The sequence below is a fragment of the Methylobacterium sp. WL1 genome, assembly GCF_008000895.1.
Taxonomy (GTDB): domain Bacteria; phylum Pseudomonadota; class Alphaproteobacteria; order Rhizobiales; family Beijerinckiaceae; genus Methylobacterium.
On record NZ_CP042823.1, the window covers coordinates 6,194,788 to 6,215,463 of the forward strand.

Sequence of the window (20,676 nt, forward strand, 5' to 3'; positions counted from 1 at the left end):
AGCCGGCGCCGGTTGCAAGCGCCGGGATGGCGCGGGCCCCGGCAGGCTTTACAACGCTCCTGCACGCCCGGGGCACCCGCGCCCGGTTTCCAGCACGCTCCACCCCAGAGGCCGCGATGCTCTCCGTCATCCAGAATCCCCCCCGGATCGCCCTGCCGATCGCCGGCAGCACCGACCTGTTCCCCGTGCGCCGCGTCTACTGCGTCGGCCGCAACTACGCCGCCCATGCCCGCGAGATGGGCGCCGACCCGGACCGGGAGCCGCCGTTCTTCTTCATGAAGCCGGCCGACGCCCTGCAGATCGTCGGCGCCGAGCCGACGCCGCACACCTATCCGCCCCAGACGCAGAACTACCATTTCGAGGTCGAGCTCGTGGCCGCGCTCTCCGGCGGCGGCAGCGACATCCCGACCGAGACCGCCCTCGACCAGGTCTACGGCTACGCGATCGGCCTCGACATGACCCGGCGCGACCTTCAGGACGAGGCCAAGAAGCTGTCGCGGCCCTGGGACCTCGGCAAGGCGGCCGACGGCTCCGGCCCGATCGGTCCGCTGTTTCCGGCCTCGGCGATCGGCCATCCGGCCAAGGGCGCGATCACGCTCTCGGTGGACGGCGCGATCCGCCAGACGGGCGACCTCGCCGACATGATCTGGTCGGTCGCCGAGCAGGTCGCCTACCTGTCGCGCTACTTCACCCTGCAGCCCGGCGACCTGATCTTCACCGGCACGCCGTCGGGCGTCGGCCCGGTCCGGCGCGGCGAGCGCATGGTCGCGGCGATCGCCGGCCTTGGCGAGATGACCCTCGACGTCGTGTGACCGCGCGCACCATGCTCCTCGACCGGCCGCTCCTCCGGCGCCTGTTCCACCTCGGGGCCCTCGCGTCCCGGGGCATGACGCTGGGCGTGCGCGGCGTCGCCCTCGATACGCGGGGACGGGTAGCCCTGGTCCGGCACACCTACGTCAGCGGCTGGCACCTGCCTGGCGGAGGCGTCGAGCGTGGCGAGACTGCGGTCGCCGCCATGGAGCGGGAATTTCGCGAGGAGGCTGAGATCGCCGCCGCTGCGCCCCTGCGCCTCCACGGGCTCTACCGGAACGCCGGGGCGGCGCCCCGGGACCACGTCGCTGTGTTCGTCCTATCGGCCTTCACGGTGCTGCGGGACAAGACCCCCGACCGCGAGATCGCCGCCTTCGGGTTCTTCCCGGTGGATGCGCTCCCCGAGGGCACCACCCGGGCGACCGCCGCGCGGCTCCGGGAGATCCGGCAGGGGCTCGCACCCGACCCGGATTGGTGAATCGACAGGAACCGCAAAAGAGACGCTTGCGTCGCCCGGCGGAATGGTGTTTAGAGAGCCGCGCCGGGGGCCGCCGGCACGAAAGTCCAGGCGGCCAGGCACTAGTGAGCGGGTGTAGCTCAGGGGTAGAGCACAACCTTGCCAAGGTTGGGGTCGAGGGTTCGAATCCCTTCGCCCGCTCCAGTTTTTCTTCCCAACCAAATCTTTGCAAAACGCCCGACGGGCGTTTTTTGCATTTGCGACCGATGTGGCGCCCGCGCGCATATCCTTGGATGCGCGTTGGCCGGCCGTACCGGAACGTTGTCGTGCGCTGGACGATGCCTGACGCGGCTCCGCGCTCAGCCGCGCACGCCGTCGGCGAAGTGCTCGCGGATCCAGCATTCTCCCGAGATCCGGGCGCCGTTCTGCGTGACGAACGCGTAGGGAGAGCGTTCCACGACGGTTCCGCCGCCGGCGCGGATGACCCAGCGGTAGCAGCGCGGATCGCGCGCGCAGGGAATGACTTCGACGCTATGGGCGGGTATCAGATCGATGGACATGGATCGTAAACGTTCCACGCCGGACATCCGCTCCGATCGACCGGCGCACGTGATTACTTAAGTGTGGAATCACACGCTCGCAATTGTCGGATCGGCCCGTCGGCGCCTCGGACGAGCCTGACGGCAACGCAGGTTCGATCGGGGCGGCGCGTCGAGGCACGCCGTCCATCTCGCGACTCGCCGCTCAGGATGTCCGCGCCCGCCGGCAAACCTACTCGTCGCCGATTACCGTTCGCACCAGAGGACACCGCATGCCGATCAAGGCGCTCAACGACCGCAAGAAGCTGTCGGGGGATTTCAACGACGCCAACGACGCGTTCATCGACGAGGTACTGAAAGCCCTCCAGTCCGGCCAGATTCCGATGGATCTCGCCCGTGCCTACCTCGCGCATCCCGTCGCGATGATGCACACGGATGGGGCTCAGGCGGTGGCCAACTACTTCGACCGCATGCTGGCGCAGCGGCCGACCATCGACTGGACGCCCGGCGACTGAACGGCCCGGGCCAGGAAAGGGATTGCGGATGACCCTCGACGAGGTCGAAGACCTGAAGCGCGCGCGCGGCGCCCTGGCGCGGCAGCGGAACGCCATCGCCAAGCGATTGGGCGGGATCGACGTGGCCCCGATCTCCATGGCCGAAGACCTCACCCGGACGCTGCTGGCGATCGAGGCCGTGGACCGCGCCCTGGTCGATGCCGGACAGCCCCATGTCGATATCGGCGCCGCGCACGAGGCATAGGCACGAAGCCTAGGAACGGACGGGGCCGGGGGCATCAACCGCCGGGCCTTCGTCGAACCTTGCGCCCCGCGCCCGCGCGGGCATACAGGCGAGACGGTGCGAGGAGACCTGACGATGACCGACCGCCTGCCCGGCTTCAACACGTTGGCGATCCATGCGGGCGCCGCCCCCGACGCGAGCACGGGCGCGCGGGCCACGCCCATCTACCAGACCACCAGCTTTGTGTTCGACGACGTCGATCACGCGGCCTCGCTGTTCGGGCTGCAGGCCTTCGGCAACATCTACACCCGGATCACCAACCCGACGAACGCCGTGCTGGAGGAGCGCATCGCGGCGCTGGAGGGGGGGACTGCGGCGCTCGCCGTGGCCTCGGGTCACGCCGCCGAGTTCCTCACCATGCACGCGCTGATGCAGCCGGGGGACGAGTTCATCGCCTCGAACAAGCTGTATGGCGGCTCGATCAACCAGTTCAATCACTCCTACAAGAACTTCGGCTGGTCGGTGGCGTGGGCCGACAACGACGACCCGGCCTCGTTCGAGGCGGCGATCACGCCGCGCACCAAGGCGATCTTCTGCGAGTCGATTGCCAACCCGGGCGGGGTCATCACCGACATCAAGGCGCTCTCGGACGTCGCGAAGAAGCACAACATCCCGCTGGTCGTCGACAACACCATGGCGACGCCGTACCTGATCCGACCGTTCGAGCACGGGGCCGACATCGTCGTGCATTCGGCCACCAAGTTCCTGGGCGGGCACGGCAATTCGATCGGCGGATTGATCGTCGACGGCGGCTCGTTCCAGTGGGCGGGGGACGCCCGCTACCCGATGATGAGCCAGCCCCGGCCGGAATATTCCGGCATGGTGCTCGCCGAAACCTTCGGCAATTTCGGCTTCGCCATCGCGTGCCGGGTGCTCGGCCTGCGCGATCTCGGCCCGGCCCTCTCGCCGTTCAATGCCTTCCTGATCCTGAACGGCATCGAGACCCTGCCCCTGCGGATGCAGCGCCATTCCGACAACGCCCTGGTGGTGGCCAAGCACCTGGCGCAGCACGAGGCCGTGTCCTGGGTCAGCTACCCGGGCCTGGAGACCGACCGCTACCACGCGCTGGCCAAGCGCTACACGCCCAACGGCGCCGGCGCGGTCTTCACCTTCGGCCTGAAGGGCGGCTACGAGGCCGGGGTGAAGCTGGTCTCGAACCTGCAGCTGTTCTCGCACCTGGCCAATATCGGCGACACGCGTTCGCTGGTGATCCACCCGGCCTCCACCACGCACCGCCAGCTCACCGACGACCAGAAATCCGCCGCCGGCGCCGGCCCTGAGGTGGTGCGGCTGTCGATCGGCCTGGAGGATCCGGCGGATCTGATCGAGGATCTGGACGGTGCGCTGGGGGCTTGAGAGCGGCCAGAGACACGTCGAGGTGTTATGGCGCCGGCTCGTCCGCGGCATCACGGTGTGATGCAGGCAGGAGGTCGACCCCATGGCTGACACGCTGATCCCGTCCAGTATCGGCTCAGCCACGGAGGAAGAGGCAGCTGCGGTCCCGGCTACGATAGGCCTGACGGTGCCGATGCCGTCCGGCTGATGCTGGTCCGTGTCGCGCGCGACAAGGCTCCGCCCTTCAAGCCGCTCATTCCGAACCTGACGACCCTTGCCGCCATGGAGAAAGCGCGGCGGGGCGGCTTGGTTCGGTTCGACAGCGTGGCCGCATCAATGGCCGACCTCGATGCGGACGATGGAACGCACCGGCCAGTTCAGGCGGGACTACAGGCGCGAGATGAAGGGGCGTTATCGCGCAACGCGGGTTGCAGATCTGTCGCCCGTAATCGATGCTTTGATGGTCGATCAGACGCTGGACGCCCGTTATCGCGATCCCACTCCGGTCGGCAACTGGCGCGATCATCGCGATTGCCACATCAAACCGGATTTCGTGCTGCTCCATCGCTTGCCGGATGCGCAGTCGATCAAGCTGGTTCGTCTCGGCTCACAGGCTGAACTCGGCCTTTGACGCCGTCGCGTTGCCACAACGGCACCCGGAAGGACGGTCGCGAAGTGGTCGCTTCGTGGCAGGATCTTGCGAAACCGCGCCGCTCGCGACCGTCCGTGGAGTTTTGCCACGCGTGACAGCCGGCTTTTGAGCCGGCCATCGGCGGGCGCCTAAAAAACCTCGTCCGCCAGCGCCATCGTGGACTCCGAGCCCGCCTTGATCCGCACCAGGCGCAAGGCAGTCTCCGGCAGCATGCGCTCCATGAAGAACCGGCCGGTGGCGAGCTTGGCCGCCCAGCGGGGGGAGGCCTCCTCGGCCTGCTTGGCGAGCGCCGACTTGGCGATCCGCGCCCACATGTAGCCCAAAGCCACGAGGCCGAAGAGGTGCATGAAGTCCGTCGCCCCGGCGCCGGCATTGTCGGGCTTCGAGAAGGCGTTCTGCATCAGCCACATGACGGCGCCCTGCAGGTCGTTCAGCCCGGCCTGGAGCGGCTGGGTGAACGGCGCCATCGCGGGATCCTCAGCATGGTCCTTCAGGAAGGTCTGGACCTCGCCCAGGAAGGTCATCATCGCCCGGCCGCCGTCCTTGGGCAGCTTGCGGCCGATCAGGTCCATGGCCTGGATCCCGTTGGCGCCCTCGTAGATCATGGCGATGCGGGCATCGCGCACGAACTGCGACATGCCCCACTCCTCGATATAGCCGTGGCCGCCGAACAGCTGCTGCGCCTCAACCGCGTTGGCGAAGCCCCGATCGGTGAGCACGCCCTTCACCACGGGGGTGAGCAGGCCGAGATGGTCGTCGGCCGTCTGGCGCTCCTTGGCATCCTCGGACCGGTGCAGGATGTCGGCCTGGAGGGCCGTCCAGAGCATGAGGGCGCGCGCGGCCTCGTTGAAAGCGCGGATCTGCATCAGGGTGCGGCGGACATCCGGGTGGACCAGGATCGGGTCGGCGGCCTTGTCGGGGGCCTTGGCGCCGGTCAGCGCCCGGCCCTGGAGCCGGTCCTTCGCGTAGGCAACAGCGTTCTGGTAGGCGACCTCGGACTGGCCCAGCCCCTGGACGCCGACCGCGAGCCGCGCCTCGTTCATCATCACGAACATGGCGTTCAGGCCGCGGTTCTCCTGCCCGACCAGCCAACCCGTGGCGCCGTCGTAGTTCATCACGCAGGTACTGTTCCCGTGGATGCCCATCTTGTGCTCGAGGGAGCCGCAGGACACGCCGTTGCGGGCGCCGAGCGACCCGTCAGGGTTCACCAGCACCTTCGGGACCACGAACAGGGAGATGCCCTTGGTCCCGGCCGGCGCACCCTCGATCCGGGCGATGACCAGGTGGACGATGTTCTCCGCGAGGTCGTGCTCCCCCGCCGAGATGAAGATCTTGGTGCCGGTGAGGCTGTAGGAGCCGTCGCCGTTCGGCACCGCCTTGGTCTTGAGCAGGCCGAGATCCGTGCCGCAATGCGGCTCCGTCAGGTTCATGGTGCCGGTCCAGGCGCCCTCGACCATCTTGGGCAGGTAGAGCGCCTTCTGTGCCTCGGTGCCGTGGACCAGGAGCGCGGCCATCGCGCCCTGCGTCAGCCCCGGATACATCCCCAGCGCCAGGTTCGCCCCCGAGGCGAATTCCTGCATCGCCGTGTTGACGGTGTGCGGCAGGCCCTGGCCGCCGAACGCCTCCGGGACTGCGAGGCCCATCCAGCCGCCCTTCGCGTAGGCATCGTAGGCGGCCTTGAAGCCGGTCGGCGTGCGCACGCTGCCGTCGGGCTCGCGGCGGCAGCCCTCGAGGTCGCCCACCCGGTTGACCGGAGCCAGCACCTCCTCGGCGAGCTTCGCGCCCTCGCGCAGCACCGCCTCGACCACGTCCGGGGAGGCGTCTGCGAATCCGGCCAGGTTGTCCCGGTTATGGAAGCCCAAGACGTCGTTCAGCAGGAACAGCGTGTCGTCGACCGGGGCGCGATAGTGAGGCATGACCTGATTCCCCCTCGCCGGGCTGATCGCCGACATCGGCCCGCCCGTTTGCCAGCATCTAAGCGCGCCCCCGGCTCCGGAGCAACGGTTCTGCGGTCGCGTGCGCGGGAAGTGTCAGGGGCTTGCACGTCAGCGCCGAAGATTACTGGGCCGGCCTCGCCTTAACCGTGTGTTTACCAAGAAAGTTAAAGGTCGCCCCGAACGATCCGGCGCCCGCGTTCCGTGGATACCGTCTCTCGGTCCCGCCCCGCGAACAGGATCAACGCCGAACGCTGCCGACGACAGGCCTCCGATGACCCGCAACGCCATGCCGCAGCTCGACAGTTTCGACCCGGAGGTGCTTGACGCCGCCCGGGACGTCGCGGCCCGGGCGGGTGTCCCGCTCGAGACCTGGATCGCCTCGGTGGTGCCGCAGCAGCAGGGCCTGCAGGGCAACCGCCGGCAGCGCCGCCGCCAGCAGCGGGCCGAGCAGACCGCGCGCCCGGACAGCCGGCTCGAGAGCGACCGGCAGGCGGATATCATGGATCAGCCGGGCGGCTCCCGGTTCGAGCGGACGTCCGAGACCCGCCAGGAGCCAAGCCCAGATTCCTATGGCCAGGGCTTCGCCGCCCTGATGAGCCGGATCGACGGACTGAACCGGACCCTGGACGAGGAGCGGCGCCTGACCCAGGAGGCCGAGACCCGGCGCCTGGCCGAGATCGAGACCCGGATCGAGCGCGCCCTGACGGCGGCGCCGGTCCAGCAGGTGACCGAGCGTCTCGGCGACATCGAGCGGCGGATGTCGCAGCTCGGCGAGCAGATGGCCTCCGGGCGCCCCGCCGGCCGCCGCGGCCGGCCGGATGCGGTCGAGATCCGCAACGCCGTCCAGGATATCCGCCAGCGCCAGCGTGAGCTGTCGGAGGGCGTCGGTGAGCGCGCGCTCGCCGCAGGCCGGTCCGATGGCGGCGTCGTGGCGAGCATGCGGATGGACCTCGCCCGCCGCCTCGAGGCGCGCGTCGAGGATATGGCGGCGCCGTCCGCCGCTGTGTCCGAGCTGCAGAGCGAGACCGTGCGTCTGCGCGAGGCGATCAATCAGCTGGCGACCAGCCGCGATGTCGGGGCACTTGAGCAGGCCGTGACCTCGCTCGCGCACGGCATCGAGCGGGCGCAGGTCGGCACCGACCTCGCCGCGATCGCGGCGCCGGTCGAGCAGGTCCGGGCCCAGGTCGAGCGGCTGGCCGAGGAGGTCGCCGAGAACGTCCACACCCGCGTGGCCGACGACGTGCGCCGCCTGGCCGAGCGCCTCGACAGCGTCGCCGCGGCCGGACAGGCCGGTTCGGACGGCCACACGCTGGCGGGTCTGTTCGCGGAGCTCGAAGAGATCCGCCGCCTGATCGGCGCCCTGGCCGGCCCGGAGCGGATCCAGAGTCTGGCCAACAGCCTACAGGCCGTGAGCGCACAGATCGCGCAGCTCCAGCGCATCGGCAGCGAGGCCAGCCTGCGCCCGCTGCTGGAGGAGATCCGCAGCGATGTCCGCACCGGCGCCTCGGCCGCCATCGCCGAGCAGATCCAGACGCTGGCCGACAAGGTCGACGGCCTCTACACCCGCGATCAGCGGTACGACCGCGCCGAAGCGTCCGATCCGGCTCAGGCCGGCGACATGGCCTCGATCCACGCGATGCTGCGCAGCCTCGCCGAGAAGGTCGATCAGGTCGGCAGCCGCCCGGAGAACGAGGGCCTCGACGCCCTGGAGAAGCAGGTCGTCTCGCTCGCGGGCCGGCTCGATGCCCCCCGTAGCGGCGATCCGGCCCTGGCAGGCCTCGAGCGCACCATGGACGACCTGCTGCAGCAGGTTGCGGCCCTGCGCGAATCGGCGCCGAGCGAGGCCGTCGTCGAGCGCGCCGCGCGCAACGCCGTGGCCCAGACCCTCAAGGGCTCCGGCCTGCCGAGCGCCGAGCTCGGCGAGATCGGCCTCCTGCGGGCGAGCCTGGCCGACATGCAGGCCCGGCAGATCGCCTCGGACCAGCGGCTCGGCGCCACCCTGGAGGGCGTCCAGTCCGCCCTGGAGCGCCTCGTCAACCGGCTCGGCCCAGCCGATTCGACCGCCGCGCGCCCACCGTCGCTGGACGAGCGGCTCCTGACCTCAACCAGCCCTGAGGCGCGGGTCGCGGCATCCGACGCGTCGCGCCTGGCCGACGACCTGCTGGAACCCGGCAGCGGCCGTCCGGGCCGGGAGCCGCGCGCGGTCCGTGACACCGCCATCCGCCGGCCGGCGCGGGAGCGTTCGGCCGATCCGGCGCGCGGCCGCCCGGTTCCGGAGGCCGGCGGCGAAGCCGACATCAAGACCAGCTTCATCGCGGCCGCCCGTCGCGCCGCCCAGGCCGCCCAGGCTGAACTCGCCGCCGAGGCGCCGGCCGACCGCCGGGACCTGCGCGCCCGCATGGCCGAGAGCGAGCCGGAAGCCGCGGGTGAGAGCCGGCTCAGCCGGTTGCGGGCGGAGATCAACCGCCGGCGGCGGCCCCTCTTGCTCGGCCTCGCCGCCATCGTGCTGGCTCTGGGCGCGCTCCAGGCGATCAGCATGCGTGCCCCCGACGAGGCACCGCGCACGGTCCAGACCTCGCAGGTCGCCCCGAGCCGGGCCGAGCCCGCCCGGGACGTCCGCCCGGAGACCGCCGCAGAGGCTCCGGCGCAGAAGCCGCCGGTGGCCGACCCGGTGACCACGCAGGCCCTGCCGACGCCGCTTCCCGCAGAGGCGCGGGCGGCCGCCGTCCGTGCTGCTGTGCCGCAGGTCTCGGGCATGAACACCCTGCAGGCGGATCTGGGCACGGTTCCGCCGGCCCTCGCCAAGGTGAAGCAGGCGGCGCTGGACGGCGACGGCACGGCGATCTGGGATCTGGCAGCGCGCGAAGCGGACGGCCGCGGCATGCCCCGCGACCTCTCGGTGGCCGCGAAGCTGTTCGAGAAGCTGGCAGGGGCCGGTTATGCCCCGGCCGAGTACAAGCTTGCCGGTCACTATGAGAAGGGATCCGGCGTGGTCCGGGACCTCGACAAGGCGAAGCTCTGGTACGGCCGGGCCGCCGAGCAGGGCCATGCCCGCTCGATGCACAATCTGGCGGTGCTCTACGCTGAGAACCCCGCCGCCAACGGCAAGCCCGATTTCGCCTCGGCGGCCTCGTGGTTCCGACAGGGCGCCGAGTTCGGCGTGCGCGACAGCCAGTACAACCTGGCGGTGCTCTACGCCCGCGGCCTCGGCCTGACGCAGGATCTGGTGCAGTCCTACGCATGGTTCTCGGCCGCCGCAGCACAGGGCGACGACGACGCGGCTAAGAAGCGCGACGACGTGGCGAACAAGCTCAGCCCCACCGACCTGGCCAGCGCCAAGAGCCTCGCGGCGACCTTCAAGCCGCGCAAGCTCGATCCCGCCGTCAACGAGCCGCCCGCCGCGAAGGACGGCATCACCGCGCCGATGTCGCTCCTGGGTGCCCCGACCCCGAGCCCGAACGGCTTCACCGCTCCGGCCCGCAAGTCGTAGCGGCCGCGCGAACCTCCTCCCGGCCGATGGCCATCGGCTTTCGGCTTCGATGGTGATGCGGGAGGCGATGCGCTTCCGTGCCCGTGTGTCTACGGACCACATGGGTTGGACGATTCAGTTCCTGAGGATCGATACCCCATACCTGATAACCCGCCCCGTCATTCCGGGCTCGCCTGCGGCGCCCCGGAATGACGGCGTGTGGCCGCATCGATCCACCCCCGCTCGATGAACGAGACTGCCCTTTCCGCGCGTGCTTTCGCGGGGTTGAGGCGCGTCCGGCGCGTCGCGCCGTGCGTGCACCCACGGTCTCACCCGAGCCGTGTGTCCCGCGGCGCGGCGTGGGGCGTTTCAGGGTCCGGACGCGTGGTCCGAGAACCGGCGGACGCCTGCTGTGTTTTGCCGCCCTGATCCCAGCTTGACCGGTCTCACGCGATGCGTGAACGCTCGGGTCGGGCGATACCCGCCCGCGTAAATACGGCGTGGCGGCCGCCCGTGCGGCGGCTCGGAGGATGGATGGCGCACCGGAACCCTGTCCCGATGAGCGCGCTCGTGCTCGGCGTGGCCGGCCTCATCCCGTTCCTGGGCTTCGCGGCGCTCGCAGTCTCGGGCTCGGACGGCGGCTTGAGCAGCATCGGTCTGTCGCCTCGGACGATCCTGTCGGCGTATGGCGCGGTGATCGCGTCGTTCCTGGGCGGCATCCGCTGGGGCGCGGCCGCAGCCCGCAACTCCGGCAACGGGGATTATGTCGTCGCGATCGTGCCGTCTCTGGTGGCCTGGGCCGCGATGGCGGCGCCGGCCCCCTGGGACTTGCGCGTGCTCGGCGTCCTCGTCCTGGCCTGGGGCCTGATCGATCAGGATCTGCCCCGACGCGGCCTCGTGCCGCTCTGGCTCGGTCGCCTGCGGCTGGTCCTGTCCGGCGTGGCCGGCGCCGCCCTGCTGGTAGCGTCCTGAGCGTCGGAACGGCCGTCCTCGCGGATCTTCTTCTCAGCCGCGGCGGCGATGTCTTCGTGGCGCAGCAGCGCGGGCGACACCGGCGGTGACCGCCGACGCCCGGTGGTGGGGATCGGAGCATCGGATAGGCGCCGGGTCGAAAACGACGGCATCGGCCGCATTGGATCGCATGCATCTCTGGGGCGATGACCGGCCCTCGGAAACCAGGGCCGCCCGGAGCCGCCCGAAGCCGCCCGAAAGCGCATCGCCTCGGATCGACGTCGAGCCTCTGATTCCAAACGATCGCTGCGGCCCGTCCGATCTGCCCTCCGGCGAAGAGCGCTCTAGCTGTCGCTGGCCATCTCGCGGAGCAGCCGCATCACGGCGTCGCGGCGGGCGGGTGACTTGATGGCCCGGAACAGCGACGTGACCTCGTCGCACTGCGCCGCACTGACCCCCGACGGATCGGCCGGCATGCAATCGACGCGGAAGAAGTAGGACGCCGGCACGTCGAGCGTGGCGGCGATGCGCTCCAGAAGTGAGCGCGTCGTCGGAGAAGTCTCATCGTCGATCATGGACACGAAACTCGCACTCGATCCGCTTCGCACATCGGTGCCGGAGGCGACCCCGGCCGCGGGACAGATTTCGGTCACAACCTATCGCCGAAGCGTTCAAGATGCCATCCTCAGGTTGTGGTGGTCTGCGATTTGTCGCGCTACGTGTAAAATCCGGGGCGAGCATGCCGCAAGCGAAGCATTTGGACAGGACGTTCAACCTCTTACGCGATCTCGACCGCGCGGCGACGCCGGACGAGATCGCCCATCTGCTCGTGGGCGCCTTCCGCGGATATGGGGTTTCCTACGTGATGGCCGGCATCGTGCCGGAACCCGGGCTGCCGCCGCGGCGCCACGGCGGCTTCGTCCTCGCGAGTACGATGCCGGAGGAATGGGCCCGTCGTTACGTCACCCGGGGCTACGCCCTGCACGACCCGACGGTTCGCCGGCTCTGCACCAGCGCCGTCCCGTTCGAATGGAATGCCGTACAGGCCGAGACGCCAGTCGGCGGCCGCGTCATGGACGAGGCCACGGAGTTCGGTATCCGGGCCGGCCTGACGATCCCTTTCGTGACCCTCGACGGCGAACCGGGCGGGATCAGCTTTTCCGGCGCGGCGATCGAGATCGAGGCGGCAGACCGCATCGCGGTCAATCTGGTGGCGACCTACGCGGTCGGGCAACTGCTCCTGATGAACAGCCGTCCCAGCGCAAGCGAGCCGGTGCGCCTGTCGCCGCGGGAGCGCGAGACCCTGCAATGGGCCGCCGAAGGCAAGACCGACGCGGAGATCGGGATGGTGATGGGCATCACCGCCTCGGGCGTCGATTATCATCTGCGCTCGGCGCGCACGAAGCTCGACACGGTCAACAAGGCGCACACCGTGGCGCAGGCGTTGCGGGCCGGCCTCATCACCTGAGGGCGGCACCCGCTGGGTCCGCGATCCGGCGTCAAATCCACGGTTGCATCGGCGCTGGGCGATACACGTAACCCTACGGTTTTACGTAGTACACACCCGAGCCCGAACGCGGAACACTCACGGCATCGAGACGTGAGGTTGTTACATGATCCATGTGGTCACCCCCGCCAACGCCTGTCGCTACGGCGACGCGATGGAGCAGGCTTGGCGCCTGCGGCACCAGATCTTCGTCGAGGAGAAGGGCTGGACCGACCTGGCCCGTCCGGACGGACGCGAGATCGACCAGTTCGATACGCCGCACGCGGTGCACTTCCTGGCCATGGAGGGCGATACCGTCATCGGCTACAGCCGCCTCCTGCCGACCACGCGCCCGCACCTCCTCTCCGACGTCTACCCGGAACTCTGCGAGGGCGCGCGTCCCGCCGGCCCGCACCTCTGGGAATGGACCCGGCAGGGCGTCGCCCGCTCGCACCGCGCCCGGGGCCGTGTGGTCAACCCGGTCTCGATCGCCCTGCTCACCGGCATCGTGGAATGGGGCATGGCGCACGGGCTCACCGGCCTGCTGCTGCAGATGCCGACCCTTTACATGATCCACGTCATCCAGCTGCATTTCCGCGCCCAGCCGCTGGGCCTTCCGGTCCAGATCGGCGGCGAGGACATCATGGCGGCGACCGCCGCCTTCGACGCCCGCACCCTGGCGCGCCTTCGCACGGTCCACGGCGACAGCCGCTCCGTCCTCGTGTCCGAGCCGGCCTACCTGGCCGCCTGATGAGAACCAACGCCATGAACGATAGCCACCTGGACACCCTCGCGGCGCAGTGCCTCTCGGTGCGCGACCTGATCGATTCGGTCGGCGATCCGCTGATGCGGGCCGCGATCGACCTGCTGCTGATCGAGGTCGGCCGGGCGCTGGCCCAGAGCTGCGGGGGGGATGGACAGGCTGAGGCCTGACCCGGACGAACCGCGTACCGCCCTCCGGCGGCCGACGGCGACCTCGAACAAGAACGGCGGACGCCTCGGGGCGCCCGCCGTTCGGATTCCGACAGGAATGGACCTGTCAGACGCCCATCGCGGTCTTCAGGTTCTGATCGACCTTGTCGAGGAAGCCCGTGGTGGAGAGCCACTTCTGATCGGGTCCGACCAGGAGCGCGAGGTCCTTGGTCATATGCCCGGCCTCGACGGTGTCGACGCAGACCTTCTCGAGGGTCGCCGAGAACTTGGCGAGGTCGTCGTTGCCGTCGAGCTTGGCGCGGTGCGACAGGCCACGGGTCCAGGCGAAGATCGAGGCGATCGAGTTGGTCGAGGTCTCGCGGCCCTTCTGGTGCTCGCGGAAGTGCCGCGTGACCGTGCCGTGGGCGGCCTCTGCCTCGACGGTCTGGCCGTCCGGGGTCATCAGCACCGAGGTCATCAGGCCGAGCGAGCCGAAGCCTTGCGCGGCGGTGTCCGACTGCACGTCGCCGTCGTAGTTCTTGCACGCCCAGACGTAGCCGCCGGACCACTTCAGGCACGAGGCGACCATGTCGTCGATCAGGCGGTGCTCGTAGGTGATCCCGAGCGGCTTGAACTTGGCCTCGAACTCCTCCTCGTAGACCTTCTGGAACAGGTCCTTGAACCGGCCGTCATAGGCCTTGAGGATGGTGTTCTTGGTCGACAGGTAGACCGGGTACTTGCGGGCGAGGCCGTAGTTCAGCGAGGCGCGGGCGAAGTCGATGATCGACTGGTCCAGGTTGTACATCGACATCGCGACGCCGGCGTCCGGGAACTTGAACACCTCCTTCTCGATGACGGTGCCGTCGTCGCCTTCGAACTTGATGGTCAGGCGCCCCTTGCCGGGCACCTTGAAGTCGGTGGCGCGGTACTGGTCGCCGTAGGCGTGGCGGCCGATCACGAAGGGCTGGGTCCAGCCGGGCACGAGGCGCGGGACGTTCTTGCAGATGATGGGCTCGCGGAAGATCACGCCGCCCAGGATGTTGCGGATCGTGCCGTTGGGCGACCGCCACATCTCCTTGAGGCCGAATTCCTGCACCCGCTGCTCGTCGGGGGTGATGGTGGCGCACTTCACACCGACGCCGTGGCGCTTGATCGCCTCGGCGGCATCGACCGTGACCTTGTCGCCGGTGGCGTCGCGGTGCTCCACGCCGAGGTCGTAATATTCGAGGTCGACGTCGAGATAGGGATGGATGAGCTTGTTCTTGATCTCGGCCCAGATGATCCGGGTCATCTCGTCGCCGTCGAGTTCAACGACGGGGTTCGCTACCTTGATCTTCGCCATGGACCGATGCCTTCTCGCGTTGTCCCCGCGCACGGCATGCAAGGGCCGTGCGGTCGCCTGCCCAACCGTCGATTGGGTACGTTTCGCCCCGGCGACATAGCGCGGCTCATCCGGCAGCGGAAGGCGCGGGCTGTCATCCGGGCGGCATCGTCACCCGGCCCTCGACGGGCGGTCGCCGGCTGTGCCAGAGGGCCGGCATGACGACCCAAGACCCGCAGGACCAGGCACCGGCCAAGCTCACCGAGGTGCCGCCCGGAATCGCCCCGGTGGTGATCCTGGTGGAGCCGCAGCTCGCCGAGAATATCGGGATGACCGCCCGGGCCATGGCCAATTTCGGCCTGTCGGAGCTGCGCTTGGTCAACCCGAAGAACGGCTGGCCCAAGAAGGGCGTGCGCGAGGCGGCCTCGGGGGCGACCCACGTGCTCGACCGGGCGACGATCCATGCCAGCGTCGCCGAGGCGATCGGCGATCTGCATTACGTGCTCGCCACCACGGCGCGGGAGCGCGGTCAGATGAAGCGGGTCTTCGCGCCTGAGGACGCGATGGGCGAGGTGGTCGCCCGGCAGGGGCAGCGCGTCGCGGTGATGTTCGGCCGCGAGCGGGTCGGGTTGATGAACGACGAGGTGTCGTTGGCCGACGCCATCATCACCTTCCCGGTCTCGCCGGACTTCCCGTCGCTGAACCTGGCTCAGGCGGTGCTGCTGGTCGGCTACGCCTGGCGGCAGGCCAGCGGCCGGGCTGTGCTGCCGTTCTCGGGCGAGCTGCTGTCGTCGCCGGCGAGCCGCGAGGCCCTGATATCCCTGTTCGGGAGCCTGGAGGCGGCCCTCGACGGAGCCCGGTTCTACCCGCCCGAGAAGCGCGACATCATCGCCCGCAACATGCGCGACATGCTCCACCGCATGGGCCTGACCGAGCAGGACGTGCGCACCTTCCGGGGCGCGTTGCGGGCGCTGACAGGAAAAGGACCTCAGAAAGGGGCCTGACCTGGGCAGCTGATCAGGCGTCGACTTGCATGTCGGGCGGTTTGCCGCCGCCGAAGCAGCGCCCGACCGCCTCCCAGAACGCCGCCTGCTCCTCCGGGGTACAGAGAGCCACGCGGGCCTCGACCAGGGCCCGGCCCTCCCGCGCATCGGCCGTCGCGGCGACGTCCGCCTCGCTCGGGTGTTCCGCCTCGTTCATGAAAGCCTCCGCAACCGGTGAAAAAGCCGGCCCGTCCCGGCACGGTTCCGTTATGCGCCGCAATCGGGCATGGAGGCGCCGGGTGTCCGTTCCCGTCCGCGGGGCGGCGCGGATCGGTCTGGCCGCCTGCCGGCGGGAGAGGGCGGGGTACCGGGTGCGGCTCAGCGTCGACAATCTTGCCTGCCGCCGTTCCGGCCGGCGGATCTTCTCCGGCCTGACCTTCGCCCTCGGGCCCGGCGACGCCCTGGCGGTGACCGGGCGGAACGGCGCGGGCAAGTCGAGCCTGCTCGCCATCCTGACGGGCCGGCTGCGGCCCGATGCCGGGCGCATCGCCTTGTCCGAGGTCGGCGAGGCGAGCCTGCCCGAATGCCTCCATGCAATCGGCCACCGCGACGGCCTCAAGAGTTCGCTGTCGGCCGGCGAGAATCTGCGCTTCGCGCAGAGCCTCCTCGGCGCACCGCGCCTGTCGCCCCGGGAGGCCCTTGACCGGCTCGGCCTCGGCCATGCCCACGATTTGCCGGTCGGCTACCTGTCGGCCGGCCAGAGGCGGCGCGTGGCCCTGGCGCGGCTGCTGGTCTGCGCGCGCCCGCTCTGGCTCCTGGACGAGCCGACCGCGGCCCTCGATACCGGCTCGCAGGCCCTGCTCGCCGGCCTGATGGCGGCCCACCGGGCGGGCGGCGGCCTGGTGATCGCCGCCACCCACCAGCCGCTGGGCCTCGACGGGGCGGCGGAGTTGCGCATCGAGCCCGGGACCGCGCCGGAGCCCGAGCCCGCGGAGGATTGGGCGTGACCCGTGCCATCCTCGCGCTGATCGCCCGCGACCTGCGGCTCGCCGGCCGCGTCGGCGGCTCCGGCGCCCTGTCGCTGGTGTTCTTCCTGATGATCGTCGCCCTGGTGCCGTTCGCGCTCGGGCCCGACCTCAACCTGCTGTCGCGGATCGGCCCGGCCATCCTGTGGCTCGCCGCAGTGCTCTCAACCCTGATCGGCCTCGATCGCCTGTTCCAGGCCGACGAGGAGGACGGATCCCTCGACCTGATGACCGCCGCCCTGGTGCCCCTCGAAGGCGTGGTGCTCGCCAAGGTCACGGCGCACTGGCTGACGACGGGACTGCCCTTGGCGCTGGCCTCGCCGCTCTTCGGCCTGCTCGTCGCCCTCGACGGCACCGCCATGGGCGCCACCGCGCTGACGCTGCTCGCCGGAACCCCGGCACTCAGCTTCATCGGCGCGGTCGGGGCGGCGCTGACGGCCTCGATCCGCCGGGGCGGGCTGATTCTCGCGGTCCTGGTCCTGCCGCTGATGATCCCGAGCCTGATCTTCGGCGTCTCGGCCGCCCAGGCGGCGACGGGGGGCACGGTGCCGTTCCTCGTGCCGCTCGCGGTGCTAACGGCGCTGACCCTGATCGCCGCCGTGGTCGGGACGCTTGCGGCGGCCGCGGCTTTGCGCTGGCCGGAGTGATCGTTTGCTGTCAAGTGTTATGCGCCGCCGTTGCTTTGCGACATAGCGCTATCGCAGAGCCGAAATCTAATCCATCGGATTCGCGACCAATATCTTCAACAGATAACCATGTCCTCCATCAATGCCTCCTGTTCCCTTGAATTTCGATGCCTCGACTTGATTGTCATCGAAGCACCCTATTTCGAGCCGCAATCTGTACAGAGTTCGCATCGACCCTGATCGTATCCGGCCGATCCCTCGCAAGTCGGAATGCACTATTTGCCGCCTAAGGCTTTTAGCGCGTCGAAGATTGTATGCTTTTCCATGCGCTTCCCTCCCCCGCGAGTCGATGCGGGTCCGTGGACGACACTGGAGACTTTGGCCAACTCCGGGTTGCCGCGACTATCTGGCTGCTGATCCCTCTATCGCGCTTATCCTTTTGCTGTTCGGATTGTGGCCGCCGTCGACGCGCTCGAATTGATACCTGTCCCTCAGGCGGCGATCATTGTTGATCCGGTCCGCCGGCGACCGTAGCGGGTGTGGCAGCTTTCTGAAATGGAAACGCTGTCGGCTGCCAGTGGCGACCGAGCTTGAACCGGTCTGCTTCGGTGCGCTCGTTCTCCCAAAGAAGCTTTGCCAAGGCCATATGATCGCGCTCTTTTAAAGCGTCCCCCACGGCGAGGCCGCTGCGAAAATAGTCTGACATCGGTTCGCCATCGATTGCTGTTTGCTTTTCATGTTGTTCTTTAAAGCTCGGAGCGATCAACTCCCAATGCATTCTTGCACTTGCAAACTCGCCAAGAGCTGCCTGCGTGAAACACATATAGATATGATCTTTGTGAAAACTGTAGCCTCTTGATTCTCGGGATAGGATGAAGGTCACGATTTTCTCGATCGAGTCTAAGGATCTGAGAAGGGGCAGAACTTCCGTCTCAATTTGCTCGACGAAATCGCCACTGATCATCGGGTCGTCCCAATACCAGACTCCGTCCTGACCGGCGGGTTTGAACCGACGGGATCGACCAATCAAGCCGATCGATCGACCATAGCCTCCGAAATCGAATTTGTCCCCCCGGATATACAACTCCGTTAGTCGCCATTCGAGTGTGAAGTATCCACGGCTTGGTCGGTTATGTATCCGTATCTGCCTAGCGATATGACCAACACTTTGAAGGCATATAAATTTGCCGCCAGTTAGAACGACATCTTGATTTCGATCTACCAGCGGAGCAGACAAATCTCGGATTTGCTGTGCCGGTGTAAGAATCAATGTGGCCATTTCCTGGGTCTCACCTGTATCATGATAAATCGCACGACTTCGGGAAATTTGCGTTTTGCCGCCTTGATTGTGTCGACGGCTTGTCGAGGGGTCCATCCCCTTCGGCCGGTTTTTGGATCGTAGATACATGCAGTATCGATGCGAGCTCTTTCGAATACGTCGGATCTTTTACTGCCAGATAGGATAAAATTTTGATTTGCATTCCGTTCGGCTAGAAATAGTTCTGCAACAAAATTTGGGTCTTTCTTTTCATTGATAATCTGCGCGATCTTGACGTGAATCTTTGTACCCAACTGCGTCGCGTTTGCGTATCCGCCTTGCGCTGTCACACGCGCAGTTACCTCGTCCGCGATCGCTTGCACTTCCCCATTTCTTGGACAAGCTTCGTCCAATTGAGATTGTCTGAGCCGGCCAATCCAGATTGGCATACTCATTTGCGGATCGTCCCCGGTTTTATATTCTTGCGCTGTAAGCCCCAGTGCGGTGCCGTACCCGTCCTCCCGGGCAGAGAGATACGTCAGGAGTTGCAACCCAAGCTCGAAGGTTGCGATGATTGGGGCGGCAATCAGAGGTAGGGCAGGGGCCAGGGCAGGTTGAGCAAACGGTTCAGCGACGAGACCTGTCGGCGCGAAGGTGGTCCGCGACAGAACTTCACCCGTATTGCCATCTCGAATCGTCTGGGTTTCGCCGGATGTCTCGAAGATCCGGCTCTCGCCATCCGGCGCCGTGACGGTGTGTCGTTCATCGAAGGATTTTCGCCCGGCATGTACGCGGATCGAGAGGATGCGCGTCCCATCCTCGAGCGTCGTGCTGTCCGTGAGCGCGGGTGGATCCTGTCGGGACGGTCCGCCGGGTCGATCCCCGTGGAGCGAGGCCCACTGGCCACCGCCGGGGGCCGGCATCCACTCGCCGCCGTTCGGCTGTCCCGCTGGCGCGCGCGGCTGGGTCTCCCAATTTTTGGCCCGGAGCTGCCGCTGCAGGCGCATCAGCTTCGTCTCAAGGGTGAGGCCAGCCAGAACGTGACGCAGAATGATTGCTTCGCAGTGCGCTTGAGATTCGTCACGCATGGTGGCCCCGCCCCGCCGCCCTGTTACGGCCGCAAGAACAAAGCAGGAACATAGGAAAAGTGTCAAGATCTAGGACGCGCGGCCCGGCCGGCTCGCTCCGGGATCTTCCGCGTTGACGCGCCGCATCGCGCTAACTATAGAGGCCGCTTCGCCGGAACGACGCGCTTTTGCGTGCGCCGTTACGCGGCCATCGCCTGACAACCTGATGCGACGACCGATTCCCGGCTGAGCCGGCCCGTCGGCATCGCCCGACGAAGAGAACGAGGACTCCATGGCCAACACCGCTTCGGCCAAGAAAATGACCCGCAAGATCGAGAAGCGCACGGCGGTCAACCGCTCGCGCCGCTCGCGCATGCGCACCTTCGTCCGCAAGGTCGAGGAGGCGATCGCCGCCGGCAACCAGCAGGACGCGCTGACCGCTTTGCGGGCCGCCGAACCCGAGATGATGCGCGCTGCCCAGCACGGCATCGTTCACAAAAACAACGCCTCGCGGAAGGTCTCGCGCCTGGCCGCCCGGGTGAAGGCGCTGGCCGCCTAATCCCGCCACCGCACCACGTAAGACGACACCGAGCCCGGCCTTCGCGCCGGGCTTTTTCGTGTCCGCGTTCCGGAGCGCCGCCGGCCGGCCTGGTCCGGCCCGGGTCGCGAAGCGTTAACCCTAGGCCAGAATTTCGCACGTTGCGGAGTCTTGGGGTGGCGTGTAGCTTAACAAAAACTGACTGTGTTCAAGAAAAGACCGCCGATTTCGGGACGTGAGCGAATCATTCCGATTCGCCAAGACTCTATCCAGCGACCCGGTTGAGTCGCAGAAGACTTGCAGTTGCGAATCTGGGCCGTCCCCACAAGTCCCACTGTTAAAGGAACTGTAGGTAATTGTTGATAGGCTCTTCCAATCGGCAAAAGTTCCTTGGTGGGGAGTTGACTCCGCCAGCGGAGTCTGTCCCGCCCGATTATGCGGGACGCTGAGGGCGTAAATCGTGCGTACGCGCGGCCTGCGGGTTTCCGCCGGCGGCGTCGGGAGAGCCAGTG

General features: G+C 68.0%; 22 protein-coding genes, 1 tRNA gene and 1 pseudogene. 17 read left to right on the top strand and 7 right to left on the bottom strand.

The genetic code is table 11. From position 1 onward, the window contains the following. Positions 1–116 precede the first annotated feature (116 nt). The 3 genes from FVA80_RS30110 (at position 117) to FVA80_RS30120 (ending at position 1,471) form a co-directional block, all read left to right on the top strand. The gene (locus FVA80_RS30110; protein ID WP_147907103.1) at positions 117–812 is read left to right on the top strand and encodes a fumarylacetoacetate hydrolase family protein; all 696 of its coding nucleotides are present in this window, start codon (positions 117–119) and stop codon (positions 810–812) included. 11 nt (positions 813–823) lie between these two features. Then, the gene (locus tag FVA80_RS30115) at positions 824–1,288 is read left to right on the top strand and encodes an NUDIX domain-containing protein (protein ID WP_147907132.1); all 465 of its coding nucleotides are present in this window, start codon (positions 824–826) and stop codon (positions 1,286–1,288) included. Between the two features lie 108 nt (positions 1,289–1,396). After that, positions 1,397–1,471 (top strand) — tRNA-Gly (locus FVA80_RS30120). Positions 1,472–1,626: 155 nt separating this feature from the next. Here the strand turns inward: FVA80_RS30120 and FVA80_RS30125 are convergent. Continuing rightward, positions 1,627–1,827: a hypothetical protein gene (locus FVA80_RS30125; RefSeq protein ID WP_147907104.1), complete on the bottom strand. Its 201-nt coding sequence runs from the start codon at positions 1,825–1,827 to the stop codon at positions 1,627–1,629. Between the two features lie 251 nt (positions 1,828–2,078). Between FVA80_RS30125 and FVA80_RS30130 the strand changes: the two genes are divergently transcribed. The 5 genes and pseudogenes from FVA80_RS30130 to FVA80_RS30150 all read left to right on the top strand — a co-directional run bounded on the left by FVA80_RS30130 (position 2,079) and on the right by FVA80_RS30150 (position 4,570). Beyond that, positions 2,079–2,321, top strand: a complete 243-nt coding sequence (locus tag FVA80_RS30130) for a hypothetical protein (RefSeq protein WP_147855182.1) — start codon at positions 2,079–2,081, stop codon at positions 2,319–2,321. A 28-nt stretch (positions 2,322–2,349) separates the two neighbouring features. Next, the gene (locus FVA80_RS30135) at positions 2,350–2,565 is read left to right on the top strand and encodes a hypothetical protein (protein WP_147855183.1); all 216 of its coding nucleotides are present in this window, start codon (positions 2,350–2,352) and stop codon (positions 2,563–2,565) included. Between the two features lie 114 nt (positions 2,566–2,679). Further along, positions 2,680–3,960, top strand: coding sequence for an O-acetylhomoserine aminocarboxypropyltransferase (locus FVA80_RS30140; RefSeq protein WP_147907105.1), 1,281 nt, complete (start codon positions 2,680–2,682; stop codon positions 3,958–3,960). 186 nt (positions 3,961–4,146) lie between these two features. Next, positions 4,147–4,191 (top strand): annotated as a pseudogene (locus tag FVA80_RS31795) (hypothetical protein); the annotation flags it as partial. A gap of 97 nt (positions 4,192–4,288) precedes the next feature. Then, positions 4,289–4,570: a type II toxin-antitoxin system YafQ family toxin gene (locus tag FVA80_RS30150; protein ID WP_147907106.1), complete on the top strand. Its 282-nt coding sequence runs from the start codon at positions 4,289–4,291 to the stop codon at positions 4,568–4,570. 149 nt (positions 4,571–4,719) lie between these two features. Here the strand turns inward: FVA80_RS30150 and FVA80_RS30155 are convergent, their stop codons facing one another. After that, the gene (locus FVA80_RS30155) at positions 4,720–6,507 is read right to left on the bottom strand and encodes an acyl-CoA dehydrogenase C-terminal domain-containing protein (RefSeq protein WP_147907107.1); all 1,788 of its coding nucleotides are present in this window, start codon (positions 6,505–6,507) and stop codon (positions 4,720–4,722) included. Positions 6,508–6,799: 292 nt separating this feature from the next. On the opposite strand from FVA80_RS30155, the gene FVA80_RS30160 reads away from it, so the two are divergent. Both FVA80_RS30160 and FVA80_RS30165 read left to right on the top strand, forming a co-directional pair. After that, positions 6,800–10,018, top strand: coding sequence for an SEL1-like repeat protein (locus FVA80_RS30160; RefSeq protein WP_147907108.1), 3,219 nt, complete (start codon positions 6,800–6,802; stop codon positions 10,016–10,018). Between the two features lie 513 nt (positions 10,019–10,531). Continuing rightward, entirely contained in the window at positions 10,532–10,969 is a 438-nt protein-coding gene (locus FVA80_RS30165) for a DUF3429 domain-containing protein (protein WP_147907109.1), read from the top strand. A gap of 323 nt (positions 10,970–11,292) precedes the next feature. Here FVA80_RS30165 and FVA80_RS30170 read toward each other — a convergent pair whose 3' ends face one another. Beyond that, positions 11,293–11,523 carry a hypothetical protein gene (locus FVA80_RS30170; protein ID WP_147907110.1) on the bottom strand — a complete coding sequence of 77 codons (231 nt, stop codon included), beginning with the start codon at positions 11,521–11,523 and terminating at the stop codon, positions 11,293–11,295. A 164-nt stretch (positions 11,524–11,687) separates the two neighbouring features. On the opposite strand from FVA80_RS30170, the gene FVA80_RS30175 reads away from it, so the two are divergent. From FVA80_RS30175 to FVA80_RS30185, 3 genes are all read left to right on the top strand, one after another. Continuing rightward, entirely contained in the window at positions 11,688–12,416 is a 729-nt protein-coding gene (locus FVA80_RS30175; RefSeq protein WP_147907111.1) for an autoinducer binding domain-containing protein, read from the top strand. A gap of 145 nt (positions 12,417–12,561) precedes the next feature. After that, positions 12,562–13,185, top strand: coding sequence for an acyl-homoserine-lactone synthase (locus tag FVA80_RS30180; protein ID WP_147907112.1), 624 nt, complete (start codon positions 12,562–12,564; stop codon positions 13,183–13,185). Between the two features lie 14 nt (positions 13,186–13,199). Continuing rightward, positions 13,200–13,367 (top strand): hypothetical protein, encoded by a 168-nt coding sequence (locus tag FVA80_RS30185; RefSeq protein ID WP_238259382.1) that lies wholly within the window; start codon positions 13,200–13,202, stop codon positions 13,365–13,367. A gap of 106 nt (positions 13,368–13,473) precedes the next feature. Here the strand turns inward: FVA80_RS30185 and FVA80_RS30190 are convergent, their stop codons facing one another. Continuing rightward, positions 13,474–14,688: an NADP-dependent isocitrate dehydrogenase gene (locus FVA80_RS30190; RefSeq protein WP_147907113.1), complete on the bottom strand. Its 1,215-nt coding sequence runs from the start codon at positions 14,686–14,688 to the stop codon at positions 13,474–13,476. Positions 14,689–14,885: 197 nt separating this feature from the next. Between FVA80_RS30190 and FVA80_RS30195 the strand changes: the two genes are divergently transcribed. Then, positions 14,886–15,671, top strand: a complete 786-nt coding sequence (locus FVA80_RS30195) for an RNA methyltransferase (protein ID WP_147907114.1) — start codon at positions 14,886–14,888, stop codon at positions 15,669–15,671. 13 nt (positions 15,672–15,684) lie between these two features. Here FVA80_RS30195 and FVA80_RS30200 read toward each other — a convergent pair whose 3' ends face one another. Further along, positions 15,685–15,867, bottom strand: a complete 183-nt coding sequence (locus FVA80_RS30200) for a hypothetical protein (RefSeq protein WP_147907115.1) — start codon at positions 15,865–15,867, stop codon at positions 15,685–15,687. A 154-nt stretch (positions 15,868–16,021) separates the two neighbouring features. Between FVA80_RS30200 and ccmA the strand changes: the two genes are divergently transcribed. Further along, a complete protein-coding gene (gene ccmA, locus FVA80_RS30205; protein ID WP_147907133.1) occupies positions 16,022–16,657 on the top strand; it encodes a heme ABC exporter ATP-binding protein CcmA in 636 nt (211 codons plus the stop codon). Next, the gene (gene ccmB / locus FVA80_RS30210; protein WP_147907116.1) at positions 16,654–17,322 is read left to right on the top strand and encodes a heme exporter protein CcmB; all 669 of its coding nucleotides are present in this window, start codon (positions 16,654–16,656) and stop codon (positions 17,320–17,322) included. Before ccmA ends, ccmB begins: the two co-directional genes overlap by 4 nt. A gap of 481 nt (positions 17,323–17,803) precedes the next feature. On the opposite strand, the gene FVA80_RS30215 is transcribed toward ccmB, so the two are convergent. Both FVA80_RS30215 and FVA80_RS30220 read right to left on the bottom strand, forming a co-directional pair. After that, on the bottom strand, positions 17,804–18,580 hold the full coding sequence (locus FVA80_RS30215; protein WP_147907117.1) for a hypothetical protein: 777 nt from the start codon (positions 18,578–18,580) through the stop codon (positions 17,804–17,806). Continuing rightward, positions 18,568–19,647: a hypothetical protein gene (locus tag FVA80_RS30220; protein ID WP_147907118.1), complete on the bottom strand. Its 1,080-nt coding sequence runs from the start codon at positions 19,645–19,647 to the stop codon at positions 18,568–18,570. Before FVA80_RS30220 ends, FVA80_RS30215 begins: the two co-directional genes overlap by 13 nt. A gap of 271 nt (positions 19,648–19,918) precedes the next feature. Between FVA80_RS30220 and rpsT the strand changes: the two genes are divergently transcribed. After that, on the top strand, positions 19,919–20,185 hold the full coding sequence (gene rpsT, locus FVA80_RS30225) for a 30S ribosomal protein S20 (RefSeq protein ID WP_147856441.1): 267 nt from the start codon (positions 19,919–19,921) through the stop codon (positions 20,183–20,185). Positions 20,186–20,676: the final 491 nt, after the last annotated feature.

Excerpts from the sequence above, each read along its gene's own strand:
- FVA80_RS30110 (WP_147907103.1), top strand. The coding sequence starts at position 117 with ATGCTCTCCGTCATCCAGAATCCCCCCCGGATCGCCCTGCCGATCGCC.
- FVA80_RS30115 (WP_147907132.1), top strand. The coding sequence starts at position 824 with ATGCTCCTCGACCGGCCGCTCCTCCGGCGCCTGTTCCACCTCGGGGCC.
- FVA80_RS30125 (WP_147907104.1), bottom strand. The coding sequence starts at position 1,827 with ATGTCCATCGATCTGATACCCGCCCATAGCGTCGAAGTCATTCCCTGC.
- FVA80_RS30130 (WP_147855182.1), top strand. The coding sequence starts at position 2,079 with ATGCCGATCAAGGCGCTCAACGACCGCAAGAAGCTGTCGGGGGATTTC.
- FVA80_RS30135 (WP_147855183.1), top strand. The coding sequence starts at position 2,350 with ATGACCCTCGACGAGGTCGAAGACCTGAAGCGCGCGCGCGGCGCCCTG.
- FVA80_RS30140 (WP_147907105.1), top strand. The coding sequence starts at position 2,680 with ATGACCGACCGCCTGCCCGGCTTCAACACGTTGGCGATCCATGCGGGC.
- FVA80_RS30150 (WP_147907106.1), top strand. The coding sequence starts at position 4,289 with ATGCGGACGATGGAACGCACCGGCCAGTTCAGGCGGGACTACAGGCGC.
- FVA80_RS30155 (WP_147907107.1), bottom strand. The coding sequence starts at position 6,507 with ATGCCTCACTATCGCGCCCCGGTCGACGACACGCTGTTCCTGCTGAAC.
- FVA80_RS30160 (WP_147907108.1), top strand. The coding sequence starts at position 6,800 with ATGACCCGCAACGCCATGCCGCAGCTCGACAGTTTCGACCCGGAGGTG.
- FVA80_RS30165 (WP_147907109.1), top strand. The coding sequence starts at position 10,532 with ATGGCGCACCGGAACCCTGTCCCGATGAGCGCGCTCGTGCTCGGCGTG.
- FVA80_RS30170 (WP_147907110.1), bottom strand. The coding sequence starts at position 11,523 with ATGATCGACGATGAGACTTCTCCGACGACGCGCTCACTTCTGGAGCGC.
- FVA80_RS30175 (WP_147907111.1), top strand. The coding sequence starts at position 11,688 with ATGCCGCAAGCGAAGCATTTGGACAGGACGTTCAACCTCTTACGCGAT.
- FVA80_RS30180 (WP_147907112.1), top strand. The coding sequence starts at position 12,562 with ATGATCCATGTGGTCACCCCCGCCAACGCCTGTCGCTACGGCGACGCG.
- FVA80_RS30185 (WP_238259382.1), top strand. The coding sequence starts at position 13,200 with ATGAACGATAGCCACCTGGACACCCTCGCGGCGCAGTGCCTCTCGGTG.
- FVA80_RS30190 (WP_147907113.1), bottom strand. The coding sequence starts at position 14,688 with ATGGCGAAGATCAAGGTAGCGAACCCCGTCGTTGAACTCGACGGCGAC.
- FVA80_RS30195 (WP_147907114.1), top strand. The coding sequence starts at position 14,886 with ATGACGACCCAAGACCCGCAGGACCAGGCACCGGCCAAGCTCACCGAG.
- FVA80_RS30200 (WP_147907115.1), bottom strand. The coding sequence starts at position 15,867 with ATGAACGAGGCGGAACACCCGAGCGAGGCGGACGTCGCCGCGACGGCC.
- FVA80_RS30215 (WP_147907117.1), bottom strand. The coding sequence starts at position 18,580 with ATGGCCACATTGATTCTTACACCGGCACAGCAAATCCGAGATTTGTCT.
- FVA80_RS30220 (WP_147907118.1), bottom strand. The coding sequence starts at position 19,647 with ATGCGTGACGAATCTCAAGCGCACTGCGAAGCAATCATTCTGCGTCAC.
- rpsT (WP_147856441.1), top strand. The coding sequence starts at position 19,919 with ATGGCCAACACCGCTTCGGCCAAGAAAATGACCCGCAAGATCGAGAAG.